The organism is Aminobacter sp. GW821-FHT11F06, from assembly GCF_058808215.1.
The window spans coordinates 484,481-499,510 of the sequence record NZ_JBXARL010000001.1 but is presented as its reverse complement, the minus strand read 5'-3'; the positions used below and the strand labels follow the sequence as shown (position 1 = coordinate 499,510).

The 15,030-nt window shown below is 62.3% G+C and carries 18 protein-coding genes; 8 read left to right on the top strand and 10 right to left on the bottom strand.

What is annotated here, in order from left to right; translation table 11 throughout:
- The first annotated feature begins 280 nt into the window (after positions 1 to 280).
- Complete coding sequence (locus AC1RTB_RS02465) at positions 281 to 1,162, top strand: RNA methyltransferase (RefSeq protein ID WP_492876458.1); 882 nt, start codon at positions 281 to 283, stop codon at positions 1,160 to 1,162.
- The gene (gene murI / locus AC1RTB_RS02460) at positions 1,155 to 1,943 is read left to right on the top strand and encodes a glutamate racemase (protein ID WP_492876460.1); all 789 of its coding nucleotides are present in this window, start codon (positions 1,155 to 1,157) and stop codon (positions 1,941 to 1,943) included. Before AC1RTB_RS02465 ends, murI begins: the two co-directional genes overlap by 8 nt.
- On the opposite strand, the gene AC1RTB_RS02455 is transcribed toward murI, so the two are convergent.
- Together AC1RTB_RS02455 and AC1RTB_RS02450 are read right to left on the bottom strand one after the other, a co-directional pair.
- A complete protein-coding gene (locus AC1RTB_RS02455) occupies positions 1,930 to 2,760 on the bottom strand; it encodes an FTR1 family iron permease (RefSeq protein ID WP_492876461.1) in 831 nt (276 codons plus the stop codon). The two genes, murI and AC1RTB_RS02455, sit on opposite strands and share 14 nt — an antisense overlap.
- A gap of 4 nt (positions 2,761 to 2,764) precedes the next feature.
- On the bottom strand, positions 2,765 to 3,112 hold the full coding sequence (locus tag AC1RTB_RS02450; protein ID WP_492876462.1) for a cupredoxin domain-containing protein: 348 nt from the start codon (positions 3,110 to 3,112) through the stop codon (positions 2,765 to 2,767).
- A 222-nt stretch (positions 3,113 to 3,334) separates the two neighbouring features.
- Here AC1RTB_RS02450 and AC1RTB_RS02445 point away from each other — a divergent pair, with 222 nt between their 5' ends.
- Positions 3,335 to 3,523, top strand: a complete 189-nt coding sequence (locus tag AC1RTB_RS02445) for a DUF3008 family protein (protein WP_476801215.1) — start codon at positions 3,335 to 3,337, stop codon at positions 3,521 to 3,523.
- A 15-nt stretch (positions 3,524 to 3,538) separates the two neighbouring features.
- Here AC1RTB_RS02445 and AC1RTB_RS02440 read toward each other — a convergent pair whose 3' ends face one another.
- On the bottom strand, positions 3,539 to 4,174 hold the full coding sequence (locus tag AC1RTB_RS02440) for an NAD(P)-dependent oxidoreductase (protein ID WP_492876464.1): 636 nt from the start codon (positions 4,172 to 4,174) through the stop codon (positions 3,539 to 3,541).
- Positions 4,175 to 4,321: 147 nt separating this feature from the next.
- Between AC1RTB_RS02440 and AC1RTB_RS02435 the strand changes: the two genes are divergently transcribed.
- The 4 genes from AC1RTB_RS02435 (at position 4,322) to ttcA (ending at position 7,369) form a co-directional block, all read left to right on the top strand.
- Positions 4,322 to 4,732 (top strand): winged helix-turn-helix transcriptional regulator, encoded by a 411-nt coding sequence (locus tag AC1RTB_RS02435; protein WP_492876465.1) that lies wholly within the window; start codon positions 4,322 to 4,324, stop codon positions 4,730 to 4,732.
- A 75-nt stretch (positions 4,733 to 4,807) separates the two neighbouring features.
- Entirely contained in the window at positions 4,808 to 5,515 is a 708-nt protein-coding gene (locus AC1RTB_RS02430) for a 2OG-Fe(II) oxygenase (protein ID WP_492876467.1), read from the top strand.
- Between the two features lie 221 nt (positions 5,516 to 5,736).
- Positions 5,737 to 6,354, top strand: a complete 618-nt coding sequence (rpsD, locus tag AC1RTB_RS02425) for a 30S ribosomal protein S4 (RefSeq protein ID WP_115732354.1) — start codon at positions 5,737 to 5,739, stop codon at positions 6,352 to 6,354.
- Positions 6,355 to 6,529: 175 nt separating this feature from the next.
- Complete coding sequence (ttcA, locus tag AC1RTB_RS02420) at positions 6,530 to 7,369, top strand: tRNA 2-thiocytidine(32) synthetase TtcA (protein WP_492876469.1); 840 nt, start codon at positions 6,530 to 6,532, stop codon at positions 7,367 to 7,369.
- 53 nt (positions 7,370 to 7,422) lie between these two features.
- On the opposite strand, the gene AC1RTB_RS02415 is transcribed toward ttcA, so the two are convergent.
- From AC1RTB_RS02415 to AC1RTB_RS02390, 6 genes are all read right to left on the bottom strand, one after another.
- Positions 7,423 to 8,688 carry a multidrug effflux MFS transporter gene (locus tag AC1RTB_RS02415; protein ID WP_492876471.1) on the bottom strand — a complete coding sequence of 422 codons (1,266 nt, stop codon included), beginning with the start codon at positions 8,686 to 8,688 and terminating at the stop codon, positions 7,423 to 7,425.
- A 93-nt stretch (positions 8,689 to 8,781) separates the two neighbouring features.
- On the bottom strand, positions 8,782 to 9,117 hold the full coding sequence (gene grxD / locus AC1RTB_RS02410; protein WP_184768959.1) for a Grx4 family monothiol glutaredoxin: 336 nt from the start codon (positions 9,115 to 9,117) through the stop codon (positions 8,782 to 8,784).
- Between the two features lie 291 nt (positions 9,118 to 9,408).
- Positions 9,409 to 10,146, bottom strand: a complete 738-nt coding sequence (locus tag AC1RTB_RS02405; protein ID WP_492876473.1) for a class I SAM-dependent DNA methyltransferase — start codon at positions 10,144 to 10,146, stop codon at positions 9,409 to 9,411.
- 16 nt (positions 10,147 to 10,162) lie between these two features.
- Complete coding sequence (locus AC1RTB_RS02400) at positions 10,163 to 10,396, bottom strand: BolA family protein (protein WP_067962623.1); 234 nt, start codon at positions 10,394 to 10,396, stop codon at positions 10,163 to 10,165.
- A 14-nt stretch (positions 10,397 to 10,410) separates the two neighbouring features.
- Complete coding sequence (gene purL, locus AC1RTB_RS02395) at positions 10,411 to 12,636, bottom strand: phosphoribosylformylglycinamidine synthase subunit PurL (RefSeq protein ID WP_492876476.1); 2,226 nt, start codon at positions 12,634 to 12,636, stop codon at positions 10,411 to 10,413.
- 134 nt (positions 12,637 to 12,770) lie between these two features.
- Positions 12,771 to 14,186, bottom strand: a complete 1,416-nt coding sequence (locus AC1RTB_RS02390; protein ID WP_492876478.1) for an aminotransferase-like domain-containing protein — start codon at positions 14,184 to 14,186, stop codon at positions 12,771 to 12,773.
- An 83-nt stretch (positions 14,187 to 14,269) separates the two neighbouring features.
- On the opposite strand from AC1RTB_RS02390, the gene AC1RTB_RS02385 reads away from it, so the two are divergent.
- Positions 14,270 to 14,506, top strand: a complete 237-nt coding sequence (locus AC1RTB_RS02385; RefSeq protein ID WP_492876480.1) for a DUF1127 domain-containing protein — start codon at positions 14,270 to 14,272, stop codon at positions 14,504 to 14,506.
- A gap of 110 nt (positions 14,507 to 14,616) precedes the next feature.
- On the opposite strand, the gene AC1RTB_RS02380 is transcribed toward AC1RTB_RS02385, so the two are convergent.
- Complete coding sequence (locus AC1RTB_RS02380; protein WP_492876481.1) at positions 14,617 to 15,024, bottom strand: hypothetical protein; 408 nt, start codon at positions 15,022 to 15,024, stop codon at positions 14,617 to 14,619.
- Positions 15,025 to 15,030 lie beyond the last annotated feature (6 nt).

The window sequence follows — 15,030 nt, the reverse complement described above, 5'->3', positions numbered from 1 at the left end:
ACCAGCCGGTCCCGGAGGTTCACGATTGGGAGTGCGGCCCCTATACCAAAGCGCATCGGGCCGCGCAAATGATTGCCACAGCTCACCCCAGTGCTTTTGCTGACAATGTATGAGGCGTGTCTTGTCAGACGATTTCAACGCCGCTTTCGGCGTCATTTTTTCTTCGCATCAGATTGCCATCCCTGATGGTCCGCCCGCTTGTTCCTTACCGGAACTTCATTTTCGTCAGCAAATATGTCAGGGACGCGCAAAAGGCGCAATTCTCGGTTCAATCGCAGCAATGTCAGACATTTCATCCTCCGCTCTGCCCACCGCACCGGTGATCGTTCTTGTCGAGCCTCAGCTCGGCGAGAATATCGGCATGGTGGCGCGCGCCATGGCCAATTTCGGCCTCCGCGAATTGCGCCTGGTCAATCCGCGCGATGGCTGGCCGAGCGAAAAGGCGAGGGCCGCCGCCAGCAGTGCTGACCATGTCATCGACGGCGTTGTCGTCTTCCCCGATCTCGCCTCCGCCGTTGTCGATCTCAATTTCATCTTTGCCACCACAGCGCGCCAGCGCGACGGCTTCAAGCGTGTCGCTGGCCCTGTCGAGGCGGGGCGGACGCTGCGAGGCCACGCCCTGTCAGGTCAGCGCACCGGCATTCTGTTCGGCCGCGAGCGTTTCGGCCTTTATAATGAGGAAGTGAGCCTCGCCGACGAGATCGTCACCTTCCCGGTAGACCCGGCCTTTGCCTCGCTCAACATCGCCCAGGCAGTGCTGTTGATGTCTTATGAATGGATGAAGTCTGGTCTGGAAGAGGAAACGCAGACCAATTTTGCCGGTCCCGAAATGATGCCGGCAACCAAGGAGCAGCTGCACGGGTTTCTCAATCACCTTGAAGCTGCCCTCGACGCGCGCGGTTACTTCCGCCCGGCGGCCAAGAAACCCAAGATGGTCGACAATCTGCGCTCGGTGCTGACGCGGCCCGGCTTCTTCGCGCCCGAACTCAAGGTCCTGCGCGGCGTCGTTGCCTCGCTCGACTATTTCTCGCCCAAGGAGCCACGCGGCGCCGGCTACCCCGATCGCAAGGCGAAAGTGGATCACGCCGCCCATTCCGGCAGCGCCGGTGTCGATGAGGACGACATACCGCCGGTCGGCGGCAGGGGGCTCGACAATGACTGATCGCCCGATCCTGATGTTCGATTCAGGTATTGGCGGGCTGACGGTGCTGCGCGAGGCGCGCGTGCTGATGCCCGAACGCCGATTCGTCTACGTCGCCGACGATGCGGCATTTCCCTACGGAGCGTGGGAAGAACCGGCGCTCAAGGCGCGCATCCTTGATCTGTTTGGTGGTTTGCTCGCGCGTTTCGATCCCGAAATCTCGGTCATTCCCTGCAATACGGCGTCCACGCTGGTCATCGACGCGCTGCGACAGGCATTTCCCGGCCATCCCTTTGTCGGCACCGTGCCGGCGATCAAGCCGGCGGCCGAGCGCACGCGTTCCGGGCTGGTGTCGGTGCTGGCAACGCCCGGCACGGTCAAACGCCAATACACGCGCGACCTGATTACCCAATGGGCGACCAAGTGCCATGTCCGGCTGGTCGGCAGCGACAGGCTGGCGCAGATGGCCGAGATCTACATGCGCGACGGCTTCGTCGACGAGCAGGCGGTCAAGGACGAGATCGCCCCCTGTTTCATCGAACAGGACGGCCGGCGCACCGACATCGTCGTGCTCGCCTGCACGCACTATCCGTTCCTGGCCAACCGCATGCGCAAGACCGCCCCCTGGCCTGTAGACTGGATCGACCCGGCCGAGGCGATTGCGCGGCGCGCGCTGTCATTGCTCAATGGTTCACGCGGCAAGCGCGACGACGCCGGTCCCGATATCGCGGTCTTCACTTCGAAGCGGACCGATTTCGCCACGCGCCGGCTCATGCAGGGATTCGGCCTTAGCCTGGCTTGATACCCACCGAAGCCCGCGAGCGACGCACCATTGCCGACGCCGTCACGATGAGCAGGACCGTCGCGGCATAGGCTGCTATCTGGATGCCCTCCGGTCGCGCGACATATCCGACAAGGATGTGAAGCAGGAAGCCGACAGGATTGGTCTGCGGCAGGATTTCCGACGTGTTCCAGATATCGTAGCCCAATGCCGGGAGGTAGCCCGCTTGGACCAGGAATGCGGCAGCCTGCGCGGCGAGGCCGGCTGCGAGCAGGATGATGATGACGCCGGTGACGCGGAATATCTGCTTGAGTGGTACGCTCAACAGCCCCGCATAAAACAATCCGCCGACCAGGGCTGCGCCAAACACGCCGAGCGCGCCGCCTTGCAGCATCGTCGCCACGCTGAGTTTGCCCTCGATGGCGATGCCATAGAGGAACAGCACAGTCTCCGATCCCTCGCGCAGCACGGCGATTGCGCAGATGATTGCCAAGGCAGACAGTGGCTTTGCCCCTTCCTTCACCGCCTTGCCGACAGCGCGGCTTTCGCCGACCAGTTCCGCAGCATGAGTGCTCATCCAGATCTGGTGCCAGGCAAGCATCACCACGGCGATCAGTAGCACCACAGCGTTGAACAGCTCGGTGCCGTTGCCGTCGAACAGGTCCGACAGGCCACTGGCGAAAAAGGCAACGATGGCAGCCCCGGCAAGTCCGGCACAGGCACCGCCTGCAACCCAACCGGCGCGGCCAGTTATGCCCTTGCTCGATGCCAGTACGATGGAAACAATCAGCGCGGCTTCGAGCGTTTCGCGAAAGACGATGACGAATGTCGAAAGCATCGGCTCATTCCGCAAACAGATTGCCCAGCGCCGTTTCCTTGTGCCGATCGCCGAAGAATCCATAGCTGCCGGCTGCCAGAGGTCCAACGTGGAGCTTGATCTGCTTGCCGCTTGCAACGACCTTTTCGACATGGAAGTCGTTGCTCTCGAATTCCTCCGCAGTCGGATCGTCGTTGACGACGACAAGGTCGAATTCCTTGCCAGCCGGCACTGTCAGTGCCTGCGGCTGGAAGCGGTGATCCTTGAGGGTGATGGTGTAGGCGCTTGGGCTCTCAGTGGCCTGGGAAACCAAGCCGGAGGCAAAGAAAAGCCCGGCTGCGAGAGCCGCGATCGACGTGGAGGGAACGAACATGCTGATGACCTCATAGTCCTCGCCATCGTCCGCCTGGGCGGGCGAGGATCGGGTCAGGATAGAAAGGTGATAGCGTCTGTCAAGTTAATTTTGCAGTCTGGAATCGATCTAAATACAATGATTACAATATGTTAGAGAAGTGAGTGCGGTTTGAAGAAGGGGGTGTGGAACCCCATACTGCGGAGCGCGTTTGGCTCATGTTCAACAACAGGAGGCGAAGCCATGCCAGCCATGTCAAAAGCTCAGCAAAAGGCCGCCGGCGCGGCTCTTGCCGCCAAGCGCGGCGAGATCAAGAAGAGCAAGCTGTTTGGCGCATCGAAGGAAATGTACGAGTCGATGACCGAAAAACAGCTCGAAGAGTTCGCCGAGACCAAACGCAAGGGCTTGCCGGAGCACAAGACTAAGCATTGAGCCCCGGCAGTCCGATCAATAGCCGACAGTGAAGCGCTTGCCGGTATGCTTGGGCGCCTCGGCCTCGTCGACGATGGCAACCGCCAGGTCCTCCACCGAGATGTGGCTTTCGCCCTTGGCATCGAACACTGGCTGGTCGGCGCCTGTGCGGAATTTTCCGGTGCGTTCGCCTGGCGCCATCATGATGGCGGGTGAGATGAGCGACCATTCCAGCCCGGTCTCGGTGCGTAGTGCTGCAAGCGCATCGCGTGCGGCACGTGCGCCGTCCTTGTAGGCGTCGGGGAAGTTCGGCCCGTCGACGAGCTGCTTGCCGTCGATTTCGAGGCTGCCGGCGCCGCCGACAACGATCACGCGCTTGCCGGCGGCCTTGGCGGCCGCAACGATCGCCTTCGAGCCGGCGAGATGCTTGGCGTAGATGTCGGGATCGCCCCAGCCGCCATTGAAGGCGGAGATGACGACGTCGCTGCCCGCAATCGCTGCTTTTAGCGCCTCTGCGTCATTGGCATCCGCCTTGATGGCCGTGACGCCGTCCAACTGGGCGACCTTGGCCGGGCTGCGGACGATGGCCGTGACCTTGTGGCCGCGCGAGGCCGCTTCCTTGAGTACTGCGGTGCCGACAAAGCCGGATGCGCCGATGAGAGCGATTTTCATGACTGTTCTCCTGTTCGGCCTGCTTTGCCTTCCATGGAAAAGCAGGTATGATTTGTAATCAGGTTACCAACGATAACTATATAGATCGGACGGAAAGGCTCGGAAAGAACGCATGATTTCGTGCCCAGGTTACCTCAGGAGAACCGCATGAACGCATCTGTGAAGGCAGCCGCCGTGGCACCGTTGCTGCACACAACGCCCGGCTTCGCGAATGATGGCCGCGGCATCTGCCCGATCCGCGAGGTGCTCGACCGGGTCGGCGACACCTGGAGCATCCTGGTCATCATCAACCTTCAGGAGCAGCCGGTACGCTTCAATGCATTGAAACGCTCCATCGAAGGCATTTCGCAGCGCATGCTGACGGTCACCCTGCGCTCGCTTGAGCGCGACGGGCTGGTCACGCGCACCGTGCGGCCAACGACGCCGCCGGAAGTCGAATACGGGCTGACCGAGCTCGGCCAGTCGATCGCCGTGCCGATTGCAGCACTTGGCAGCTGGGCGGCGAACAATCGCGACCACATGCGCCAGGCGAGGGACGCGTTCGACCTCAGTTCGTGAACGCGCGCAGGAATCGGAATGCGCCCGCCTTCGTGACGGCCTAGCCTCGGCGCTACCTGGAGATGGAGCGCCGTGATGAATGCCGACAACATAGTTTCGAAGCTGGATTGGGGGCGAATCGTCGCCGATCTCGACGAGTTCGGGGTTGCAGCGACTGGTCCCTTGCTCGACCGGCAAACCTGCCTGGAACTGCGCGCGCTCTACGACAACGACGCGCGCTTCCGTAGCCGGATCGTCATGCAGCGCCACGGCTTTGGCGCCGGCGAATACAAATATTTCGGCAATCCGCTGCCTGAGACCATATCGGGCCTGCGTCATGCCTTTTACGAACGGCTCGCACCGCTGGCCAATGGCTGGAACGAGCGTATGGGGCTCGACCGGCGCTATCCCGATGAACTCGACGCTTTCCTTGCCGAATGCCATGCCGACGGGCAGACCAAGCCGACGCCGCTTCTGCTGAAATATGGCGCGGGCGACTACAACTGCCTGCATCAGGATGTCTACGGCGCGCACCTGTTTCCGGTGCAGCTGGTGATTCTGCTCTCCGAGCCGCATCAGGAGTTCGAGGGCGGCGAGTTTGTCATGACCGAGCAGCGCCCGCGTATGCAATCGCGCGCCGAAGTGGTATCGCTCGGCATCGGGCAGGGCGCGCTGTTTGCCGTCAACGACCGGCCCAAGGCCGGTACGCGCGGCGATTACCGCGTCAAGATGCGCCACGGCGTCAGCCGCATCCGCAAGGGCGAGCGCTTCACGCTTGGCGTCATCTTCCACGACGCGAAATGAGCCGGCTGCCGGCCCAGCGTTGACATTCCAGGATGTTTCGCCTAGTGAACCGCCAACGCTGGGCCGAACGCCCGGTGTTTTATTTGACGTGTCCCGTGGACCTTTTCCGCAAAGCGTGCGTGGAAGATCCTGTCAGGCTTCGAAAACGGAGGCCAGAGGAGGGCGCGTTTCCTTCACTCGAAACATGAGGTTTCGGGTGTATTGTTTTGAAAGGGAATGCGATGAGCAAGCGCGAATCCGCGAAATACAAGATCGACCGCCGTCTTGGCGAGAACATCTGGGGCCGCCCGAAGTCCCCGGTCAACAAACGTGAATACGGCCCCGGCCAGCACGGCCAGCGCCGCAAGGGCAAGCTCTCGGACTTCGGTCTGCAGCTGCGCGCCAAGCAGAAGCTGAAGGGTCACTACGGTGACGTTTCGGAAAAGCAGTTCCGCAAGACCTACGAAGAGGCAAACCGCCGCAAGGGCGATACCTCCGAGAACCTGATCGGCCTGCTCGAGTCGCGTCTGGATGCGGTCGTCTACCGCGCCAAGTTCGTGCCGACCATTTTCGCTGCCCGTCAGTTCGTCAACCACGGCCACGTCAACGTCAACGGCAAGCGTACCAACATCTCGTCCTACCGCTGCAAGGCTGGCGACGTGATCGAAGTCCGCGAGAAGTCGAAGCAGCTGGTCATCGTGCTCGAGGCCGTTGGTCTCGCCGAGCGTGACGTTCCTGACTACATCGAAGTCGATCACAACAAGATGGTTGCGACCTTCGCTCGCGTTCCCGGCCTGTCGGACGTTCCGTACGCAGTGCAGATGGAACCGAACCTCGTCGTCGAATTCTATTCGCGCTAATCCCTTCGGATCAGCATCGAATTCAAGAGAGCGGCCGGAAACGGCCGCTCTTTTCGTTTGTGCGGTGCTGGCGTGTCCACGCCGCCTTGCGCCTTGGCCGATAATGCGAAATATGCCGCTCTAAGTGCGGATGTCGGGCGCTGGCCCCGCAGTCGCCGAGTTGAAGGAAGGCCTCATGGGTATTCACGAAGCAGATGCGCTGGCCGAGCCTGCCGAAGGTGCGTTCCCGCTCTATCGCGACGCGCCGTCCTCGGTGGAGTTCAATAAGCTGCGCAAGCGGTTGCTGCGGCTCACCCGCCAGGCGATCGAGGATTACGCCATGGCCAAGCCGGGCGAGCGCTGGCTGGTGGCGCTGTCGGGAGGCAAGGATTCCTACGGCCTGCTTGCGGTGCTCATGGATCTCAAATGGCGCGGCCTGCTGCCGGTCGATCTGCTTGCCTGCAATCTCGACCAGGGCCAGCCGAACTTTCCCAAGAACGTGCTGCCCGACTACCTCAACGCCAATGGCATTGCCCATCGCATCGAGTATCGCGACACCTATTCGGTGGTCACCGACAAGATCGCTGAGGGCAACACCTATTGTTCTTTGTGCTCGCGGCTGAGGCGAGGGCACCTCTATCGCATCGCGCGCGAAGAAGGCTGTTCGGCGCTGGTGCTCGGCCACCACCGCGAGGACATCCTCGAAACCTTCTTCATGAACATGTTCCATGGCGGCCGGCTTGCCGCCATGCCGCCCAAGCTGATGAATGACGAGGGCGATGTCATGGTGCTCAGGCCGCTGGCCTTGTGCGCCGAGGCCGACCTTGCCAAATTCGCCGATGGCATGAAGTTCCCGATCATCCCCTGCGACCTGTGCGGCAGCCAGGAAGGGCTCCAGCGCAACGCCATGAAGACGATGCTGGACGACATCGAAAAGCGCATGCCGGGCCGCAAGGACACGATGCTGCGGGCGCTGGCCAACGCGCGGCCTTCGCATCTGCTCGATCGCAAGCTGTTCGATTTTACCAGTTTATAGCCACCTGCAGCACCAGCCCGAAAACCGGGATCGGCTTTCGGGCTTAACTGCGCTCAGTGAGCCTCGGTCAGCACCGGTGTCGTATCGTGCTGGCCGCGGAACAGTTTGCCCTTCTCGGCAATCAGCACCATCACCAGGCCGACGAAGGCAACGCCGCAGAAGCCGATCGCCAATGGCACTGTCGTGCCGTCGAAGGACTGGCCAATCGCCGCCCCGATCAACCCGCCGCCCAGCGTCTGCATGAAGCCCTGCACCGATGACGCGGTACCCGCGATATGGCCGAGCGGCTCCATGGCAATGGAGTTGAAGTTCGAGCCGATCCAGCCGAACTGGAACATCGCAGCCGCAAACAAAACGATGAAGGCAGCAAACGGCACTGGACCGGTCAGCGACCAGATGAGCCAGATCGCGCTCACCAAGAGGAAGCCGAGCAGCGCGCCATGCGACAGCTTGCGCATGCCGAGCTTGACGACGAGGCGCGAGTTGAGGAACGACGACACCGACATCATGCCGGCAATCGCCGCGAAGACCAGCGGGAACCACACGCCGAGCCCGTAGAGGCCGACATAGACCTGCTGCGCCGAGTTGATGAAGCCAAACAGCGCGCCGAAGATCGTCATCGAGGCGAGCGTGTACCACAGCGACATGCGCGTGGTGAGCACGGTGCGGAAGCCCTTGGCGATGGACAGGATCGACAGCGGACGCCGGTCCTCGGGGTGCATTGTCTCGGGCAGGCGGATCGCCGCCCACATGGTGATGGCGAGCGCCGACACCGCCATGACGATGAAGATCATGTGCCATTCGGAAAACAGCATGACGACCTGGCCGATGCCGGGCGCAAGCACCGGCACGATCATGAACACCATGAAGATCAGCGACATGATCTCGGCCATCTGCCTTCCGCCGAAGCGGTCGCGCACCACCGATACCGCGATGACGCGCGTCGAGGCAGCACCGATGCCCTGGACGAAGCGCAGCAGAAGCAGGGTTTCGAAGCTTGGCGCAAACGCTGCGGCAAAGGCTGCAACAATATAGATGCCGAGGCCAAACAGCAGCGGCTTGCGCCGGCCGAACCTGTCGGAGATCGGGCCATAGGCAAGCAGCGCCAATGCGAGGCCGGCGAAATAGGCCGTTATCACATACTGGCGATGGTTTTCGCTCTCGACATTGAGGCTGGCGCCGATCTGCTGCAGCGCCGGCAACATGATGTCGACGGCGAGCGCGTTGACCGCCATCAGCGCTGCGGCGAGTGCGATGAATTCCCAGCGTGGAATCGGGAACACGCCCTTCTGGGCGCTCGGGGAGACTTTCTGTTCCATTTCGGAATCCGATTCAAACGGAAATGCGCCGGAAAGCCGGCGCATTTGCCACAAACAGGACCCCGGAACAGCCCGGAGCCGGTACTTCCTAGATCAGGCGGCGCCCTTGACGCTCACGCCCTTTTCCTGAAGGAACGACTGCAACTCGCCGGCCTGGAACATCTCGCGGATGATGTCGCAGCCGCCCACGAACTCGCCCTTGACGTAGAGCTGAGGGATCGTCGGCCAGTTGGAGTAGTCCTTGATGCCTTGACGAAGATCGTTGGAGGTCAGCACGTTGACGCCCTTGTAGTCGACCCCGAGGTAGTCGAGAATCTGGACGACCTGGCCGGAAAAGCCGCACTGCGGAAAGCCGGGCGTGCCCTTCATGAACACCACGACATCCTGGCTCTTCACTTCGCTATCGATGTATTCGTTGATTCCGCTCATGGCGCCATAAACCTCAATCTGGCCGAACTCGTGTAGCCGGCAATATCCGCTAGACTGCTAGCACTTGCTACTATGTGGTTGCAACAGTCGAGCTTTCCAAGCGACGCGTCGACCCGAAAACCAGAAATCCGCAATAACACAATCGGTCATCAGGTCCAGACCCTTGCCGATGACGCTTGGCACGGCGCCGTCTGCTGGGCACGCCCGCACACCTTCGAACAGGGGCGTTTCGCGCGTCTGCGGCTTGTTTGCTTCCTGGCTGGCCTCAAAAGCTTCTCGAACTGGCGCAGCCTATTTGACCGCGCGCACGCAGATGAAGGCGGGCGACCGGCTCAACTCGGCAAAATGCTGGGGGTCGATTGTTGCCATCTCGGCAACCGGCAACGGTTCGACGAAACGGTCAAGGCGCCAGCCGGCGTCGCTCAGACCGTTCAAAATATCTTGAAGTGGCCGCCTGTAGGATTCAACGAAAGGCGCTGGCTCGCCAAACCCGCCCCAATGCATGCCCCAGCGATTCGTCGCGAAATAGTCGGCGCCGCCATGCGTGCGCGGGTCGGCCCAGTCGCGCATTGGATGGCCCATCGAAAAGACGAGCCGGCCACCCGGCCGCGCGATGCGGTGGAATTCGGCGAAGACCGGCTTGAGGTCCTCGACATAGTCGAGCGCCAGCGAACACAGGATCGCATCAGCACTTTCGCTTTCGATCCAGTCGAGCGGCTTGGCGAGGTCGGCTTCGCGAATGTCGACGCCGAGCCCGGCGCATCGCATCCGCGCAAGGTCGATCATCTCTGGTGTGATGTCGAAGGCGTGGACCTTCGCGCCCTCGCGCGCCAGCTTTTCCGAGCAGATGCCCGAGCCGCAGCCGGCGTCGACCACGTCCTGGCCCTTCACGTCGCCCAGCAACGCCAGCGAAGCCGGCCGCTCATAAAGCGCGTTATGCGGCTTGGTCGGCGCTGCCGCATCATAGCGCTCGGCAAAGCTCGCATAAGCGCGCCGGGCGATCTGCTGGCTGTCGGTGTCGTCGGACATCGGCGGGCGAGGAACGTTATTCCGGAATGCTGGTCTGAAGCGCGAGTGCGTGCAGCACCCCGCCCATATTGCCCTTCAGCGCGTCATAGACCATCTGGTGCTGCTGCACGCGGGTCTTGCCGCGGAAGCTTTCCGACACGACCTCGGCGGCATAGTGATCGCCGTCGCCGGCGAGATCGCGGATGGTCACCCGGGCATCCGGAATGCCGTCCTTGATCATCCGCTCGATGTCGTGTGCGTCCATTGCCATGCCGTTTTCCCCGATCAGTTGTTCATGAACCGAGGGAACCAGGATTCGTGAGCCGTGGTCAACTCGTCAATTGATATGGCGCGCGCCTCGCCCAGTTTCAATTCCTCACCACCGGTCGTGCCGATCCACGGAGCGTGGATACCGAGCCCCTTGGCCTCGTTCCACAATTCCTGCATCTCGGCCGATTTCGGGTCAAGCTTGACGGTCACCAGATAGCGTCCCTGGTCTTCGCCGAAGAATACCGGGATCGGGTTGGTGCCGCTGAGGCCTGGAACGACAGCACCGATGCCGGAGGCCATCGCCATCTCGGCAAGCGCTACGGCTAGGCCGCCATCGGAAAGGTCGTGCACGGCGGTAGCCTGGCCGTTGCGGATCAGCTTGCGGACGAAATCGCCGACCTTCTTTTCGTGCTCGAGATCGACTGCCGGCGGCGGGCCGTCGGTGCGGCCGTGCATGTCGCGCATGTAGATCGACTGGGCGAGGTGGCTGCCCCACTGGGCCGGGCCGCCGACCAACAGGATCACTTCGCCTTCGCGGGCAAAGCAGGCCTTGGCCATCTTCGACCAGTCGTCGATCAGGCCAACGCCGCCAATTGTCGGCGTCGGCAGGATTCCTTGCCCGTTGGTCTCGTTGTAAAGCGACACATTGCCCGAAACGATCGGGAAGCCGAGTACGCGGCAGGCCTCGCCGATGCCTTTCACCGCTCCGACCAGCTGCCCCATGATCTCGGGGCGCTCGGGATTGCCGAAATTGAGGTTGTCGGTGGCGGCAAGGGGCTCAGCACCCGTCGCGGTCAGGTTGCGCCAGCACTCGGCCACGGCCTGCTTGCCGCCCTCATAGGGATCGGCCTCGCAATAGCGCGGCGTGACGTCGGACGAAAACGCCAGCGCCTTGGTGGCATGGCCCTCGACGCGCACGACGCCGGCGTCGCCGCCGGGGCGCTGCAGCGAATTGCCCTGGATCATGGTGTCATACTGCTCCCACACCCAGCGGCGCGATGACAGGTCCGCGCCGTCGAGCATCTTGAGCAGTGCGGCGGCGACATCGGCCTGCGGAACATCGTCGACCGCCAGCGGGGCGCGCTTGGCGGACTCAACCCACGGACGGTCATATTCGGGAGCTTCGTCGCCGAGTTCCTTGATGGGCAAATTGGCCACTTCAACACCCTGATGCAGGACGCGGAAGCGCAGGTCGTCGGTGGTCTTGCCAACGATGGCGAAGTCGAGGCCCCATTTGACGAAGATCGCCTCGGCCTCTTCTTCCTTTTCGGGCCGCAGCACCATGAGCATGCGCTCCTGGCTCTCCGACAGCATCATCTCATAAGCGCTCATGCGTTCTTCGCGCACCGGCACCTTGTCGAGGTCGAGCTCGATGCCGAGGTCGCCCTTGGCGCCCATCTCGACGGCCGAGCAGGTGAGGCCGGCAGCCCCCATGTCCTGGATGGCGATAACGGCGCCCGAGGCCATCAGTTCGAGGCAGGCTTCGAGCAGGCACTTTTCGGTGAAGGGATCGCCGACCTGCACGGTCGGCCGCTTTTCGTCGATCTTGTCGTCGAATTCGGCCGAAGCCATTGTCGCGCCGCCGACACCGTCGCGGCCGGTCTTGGCGCCGAGATAGACGACTGGCAAGCCGACACCCTTGGCCTGCGACAGGAAGATCGCGTCGGTCTTGGCGAGACCGGCGGCAAAGGCGTTGACCAGGATGTTGCCATTGTAGCGGGCGTCGAAATTCACTTCGCCGCCAACGGTCGGCACGCCAAACGCGTTGCCATAGCCGCCGACGCCGGCAACCACGCCTGAAACCAGATGGCGCGTCTTGGGGTGGTCTGGCGCTCCGAAGCGCAACGCGTTCATCGAGGCAATCGGCCGCGCGCCCATGGTGAAGACGTCGCGCAGAATGCCGCCGACGCCGGTCGCCGCGCCCTGATAGGGCTCGATGAAGGAGGGGTGGTTGTGGCTCTCCATCTTGAAGACCACGCAGTCGCCGTCGCCGATATCGACAACGCCCGCATTCTCGCCAGGCCCCTGGATGACCCGCTCACCCTTGGTCGGCAGTGTGCGCAGCCACTTCTTCGACGATTTGTACGAGCAGTGCTCGTTCCACATCGCCGAGAAGATACCGAGCTCGGTGAAGGTCGGCTCGCGTCCGACAAGGTCGAGGATACGCTGGTATTCGTCTGGCTTGAGCCCGTGCGCGGCAATGAGCTCGCCGGTGATCTTCACGTCGTTCTGAATAGTCATCGTAGATCGCAGAATCCGTTGGGGGAACCGTTGGTGGCTCAATAGCGCATCATTGGGCCAGGATATACCGCCAAAGGCCAGAAAATCGCCCTTGTGGCAAGGAAACCGGGCTGCCCGCGGCGGATATGATGGGGTCAGCCGTAACTGTCGTAGCCAGCGCGCCCTTCATCCAGCAGGCGGCGCAGCTTTGTCAGCCCTTCGCTCACCTCGGATTGCGTGCGCGCCGACGAAATGCCGATCCTGACGCGGTGGAACACCTGGTCCGAGCGTCCGGCCTTGAACTCGTCTTCGTCGTCGATCAGCACGCCTTGCTCATAGGCCGCGTTCTTGAATGTGCCGGAATTCCACGGTTCCGGCAGGGCCAGCCAGATGAAGGGAATGTTCGGCGTAATATTGAAATCGCAGCCGTCCAGCGCCTCGCGCACGATATCGAGGCGGGCATTGATCTCGGCGATGGAGCGGGCACGGATGGCCGCGGCCTCGCCCGACAGCACCAGCTGGGCGCACAGTTCCGCCAAAAGGAACGGCATGCCGCCGGTGACCATCTTGTGGGCAACCCGGATGCTGTGGCGGAAATGCGCCGGGCTTGACAGCCAGCCGCCGCGCACGCCCGCCGCCACCGACTTGGACAGGCCCCCGACGACGAAAGTGCGCTCAGGCGCGAATTCGGCCAAAAGAGGCGTGCGGTCGTCGGTCAGTGCGCCATAAAGGTCGTCCTCGATCAGCAGCACATTGTGCTTCCGCGCGATCTCGGCAATCGCTTGTCGGCGCTCGCGTGGCATGATCGCACCGGTCGGGTTCTGTGCCGTGGGCATCAGGAACGCCAGTTTCGGATGCTTTTGGGCGCAGACGCGTTCGAAATCGTCGGGATCGACGCCGTATTCGTCCGAATTGACCAGTGCCATGCGCCGGCCGATCAGCCCGGCACTGCGTGCGATCTGGGTGTAGGTCACATGTTCGAACAAGACGTGGTCGCCGGGCGAGCTTGCCGCGGCAATGATGGCAACGACAGCGGCATGCGCCCCGAGCGTCGGCACGATGCTGTCGGGTGCGGCCACAAAGCCGTTGCGTGACAGCCACGCGCTGCCTGCCTCGAACCAGTGCTCGGGAAAGGTCCTCGCATAACTCGTCACGTCGTCGGGGTTGTCTCGGCTGATTGCTGCCAGGATTGTCTCGATTGCACCGCCCTGGCCGACATTGGGTGCAGCCGTGCTGTCGAAGCGCAGCTTGCCGGGCGGAGCCTCGGCAGGGCGCGAGCCCTCGTGGGGCAGGGCGGGTGGCGTGCTGGGAGCAAGCTGATCGTTGTGCCGCGCCAGGATGTAAGTGCCGCGACCGACTTCGCCACTTACCAGACCGCGCTCGCGCAACAGCGCATAAGCGCGCCCGACCGTGCCGATGGTCACGCCGATGTCGTACGCAAGGTTGCGCTGTGGTGGCAGCTTGGCTCCGGATGGCAGCACGCCGCTGTCGATGTCGTTTTCGATGCGCTCGGCCAGGCGCAGATAGAGCGGGCCGGAACCGGAGGAGAGGTCGGGAAGCCAAATTGTCATGGTGACAATTCCTATATTGCGATCATTCCTGAGTCAATTCATAGCATTGTTTGTCGAAAATAGATACAATGTGGATGAATACGATGAGCACAATTGATGCAATTGGCGGGGGCGTCACATCTGCATCTCCAGCGGAGAAGCGCAGCGCGCTGAGCAATCTGGCGAAGGTTCCGCTCCGTTTGATGCGCTGGCTGGCGCGCTGCATCGAGCGGCGGCGCACCCGGATGAGCTTGCTGGAGCTCACTGACGATCAACTGTCCGATATCGGCATCTCGCGTTGCGATGCCTATCGCGAAGGAATCCGCTCGTTTTACGACTGAATGTTTTCGGATTGTCCCGACCCACGGGCAGTTCGACATTGGTGGAGGCGCCCCTGTGCCTCCACCTCTTTTTCAGCCGAAGCTGATTGCAGAAGCCTGTCGACTGTGCCTCAAACGGTGCCGGTGCAGGCAGGGTTGCCGGAGCTCCAGCGGGTGATATCAGAGCCGATGCGTGCGCCGAGTGCCTGGTCCATCAGCGGGCCGAACGCCTGGACCTGGCTCGAATTGCCTTGCGCCTGCACGACCAGCAGCGGCCTTGCGCCATATTGCTTGGCCGGCACCAGAAGGAAACGCGGCGTGCCGCCGAAATTATTGAGTTCGTTGGCCATCTGGTAGGCCTTGAAGGCCGGGTCCTTGCTGGCGAACCAGCATTTGTGCGCGGCGATCGCCACCTGTTCCATCGAACGAAGCGATGCGCTCTTGCCCGACGCTGACGGTGCTGGCGTCTTCGGACCGGAATTGCAGGCGGCGAGGCCAATGACTGCGGCCGCTGCCGCCAGAATCCGCAGTGACTTCATTCGCCG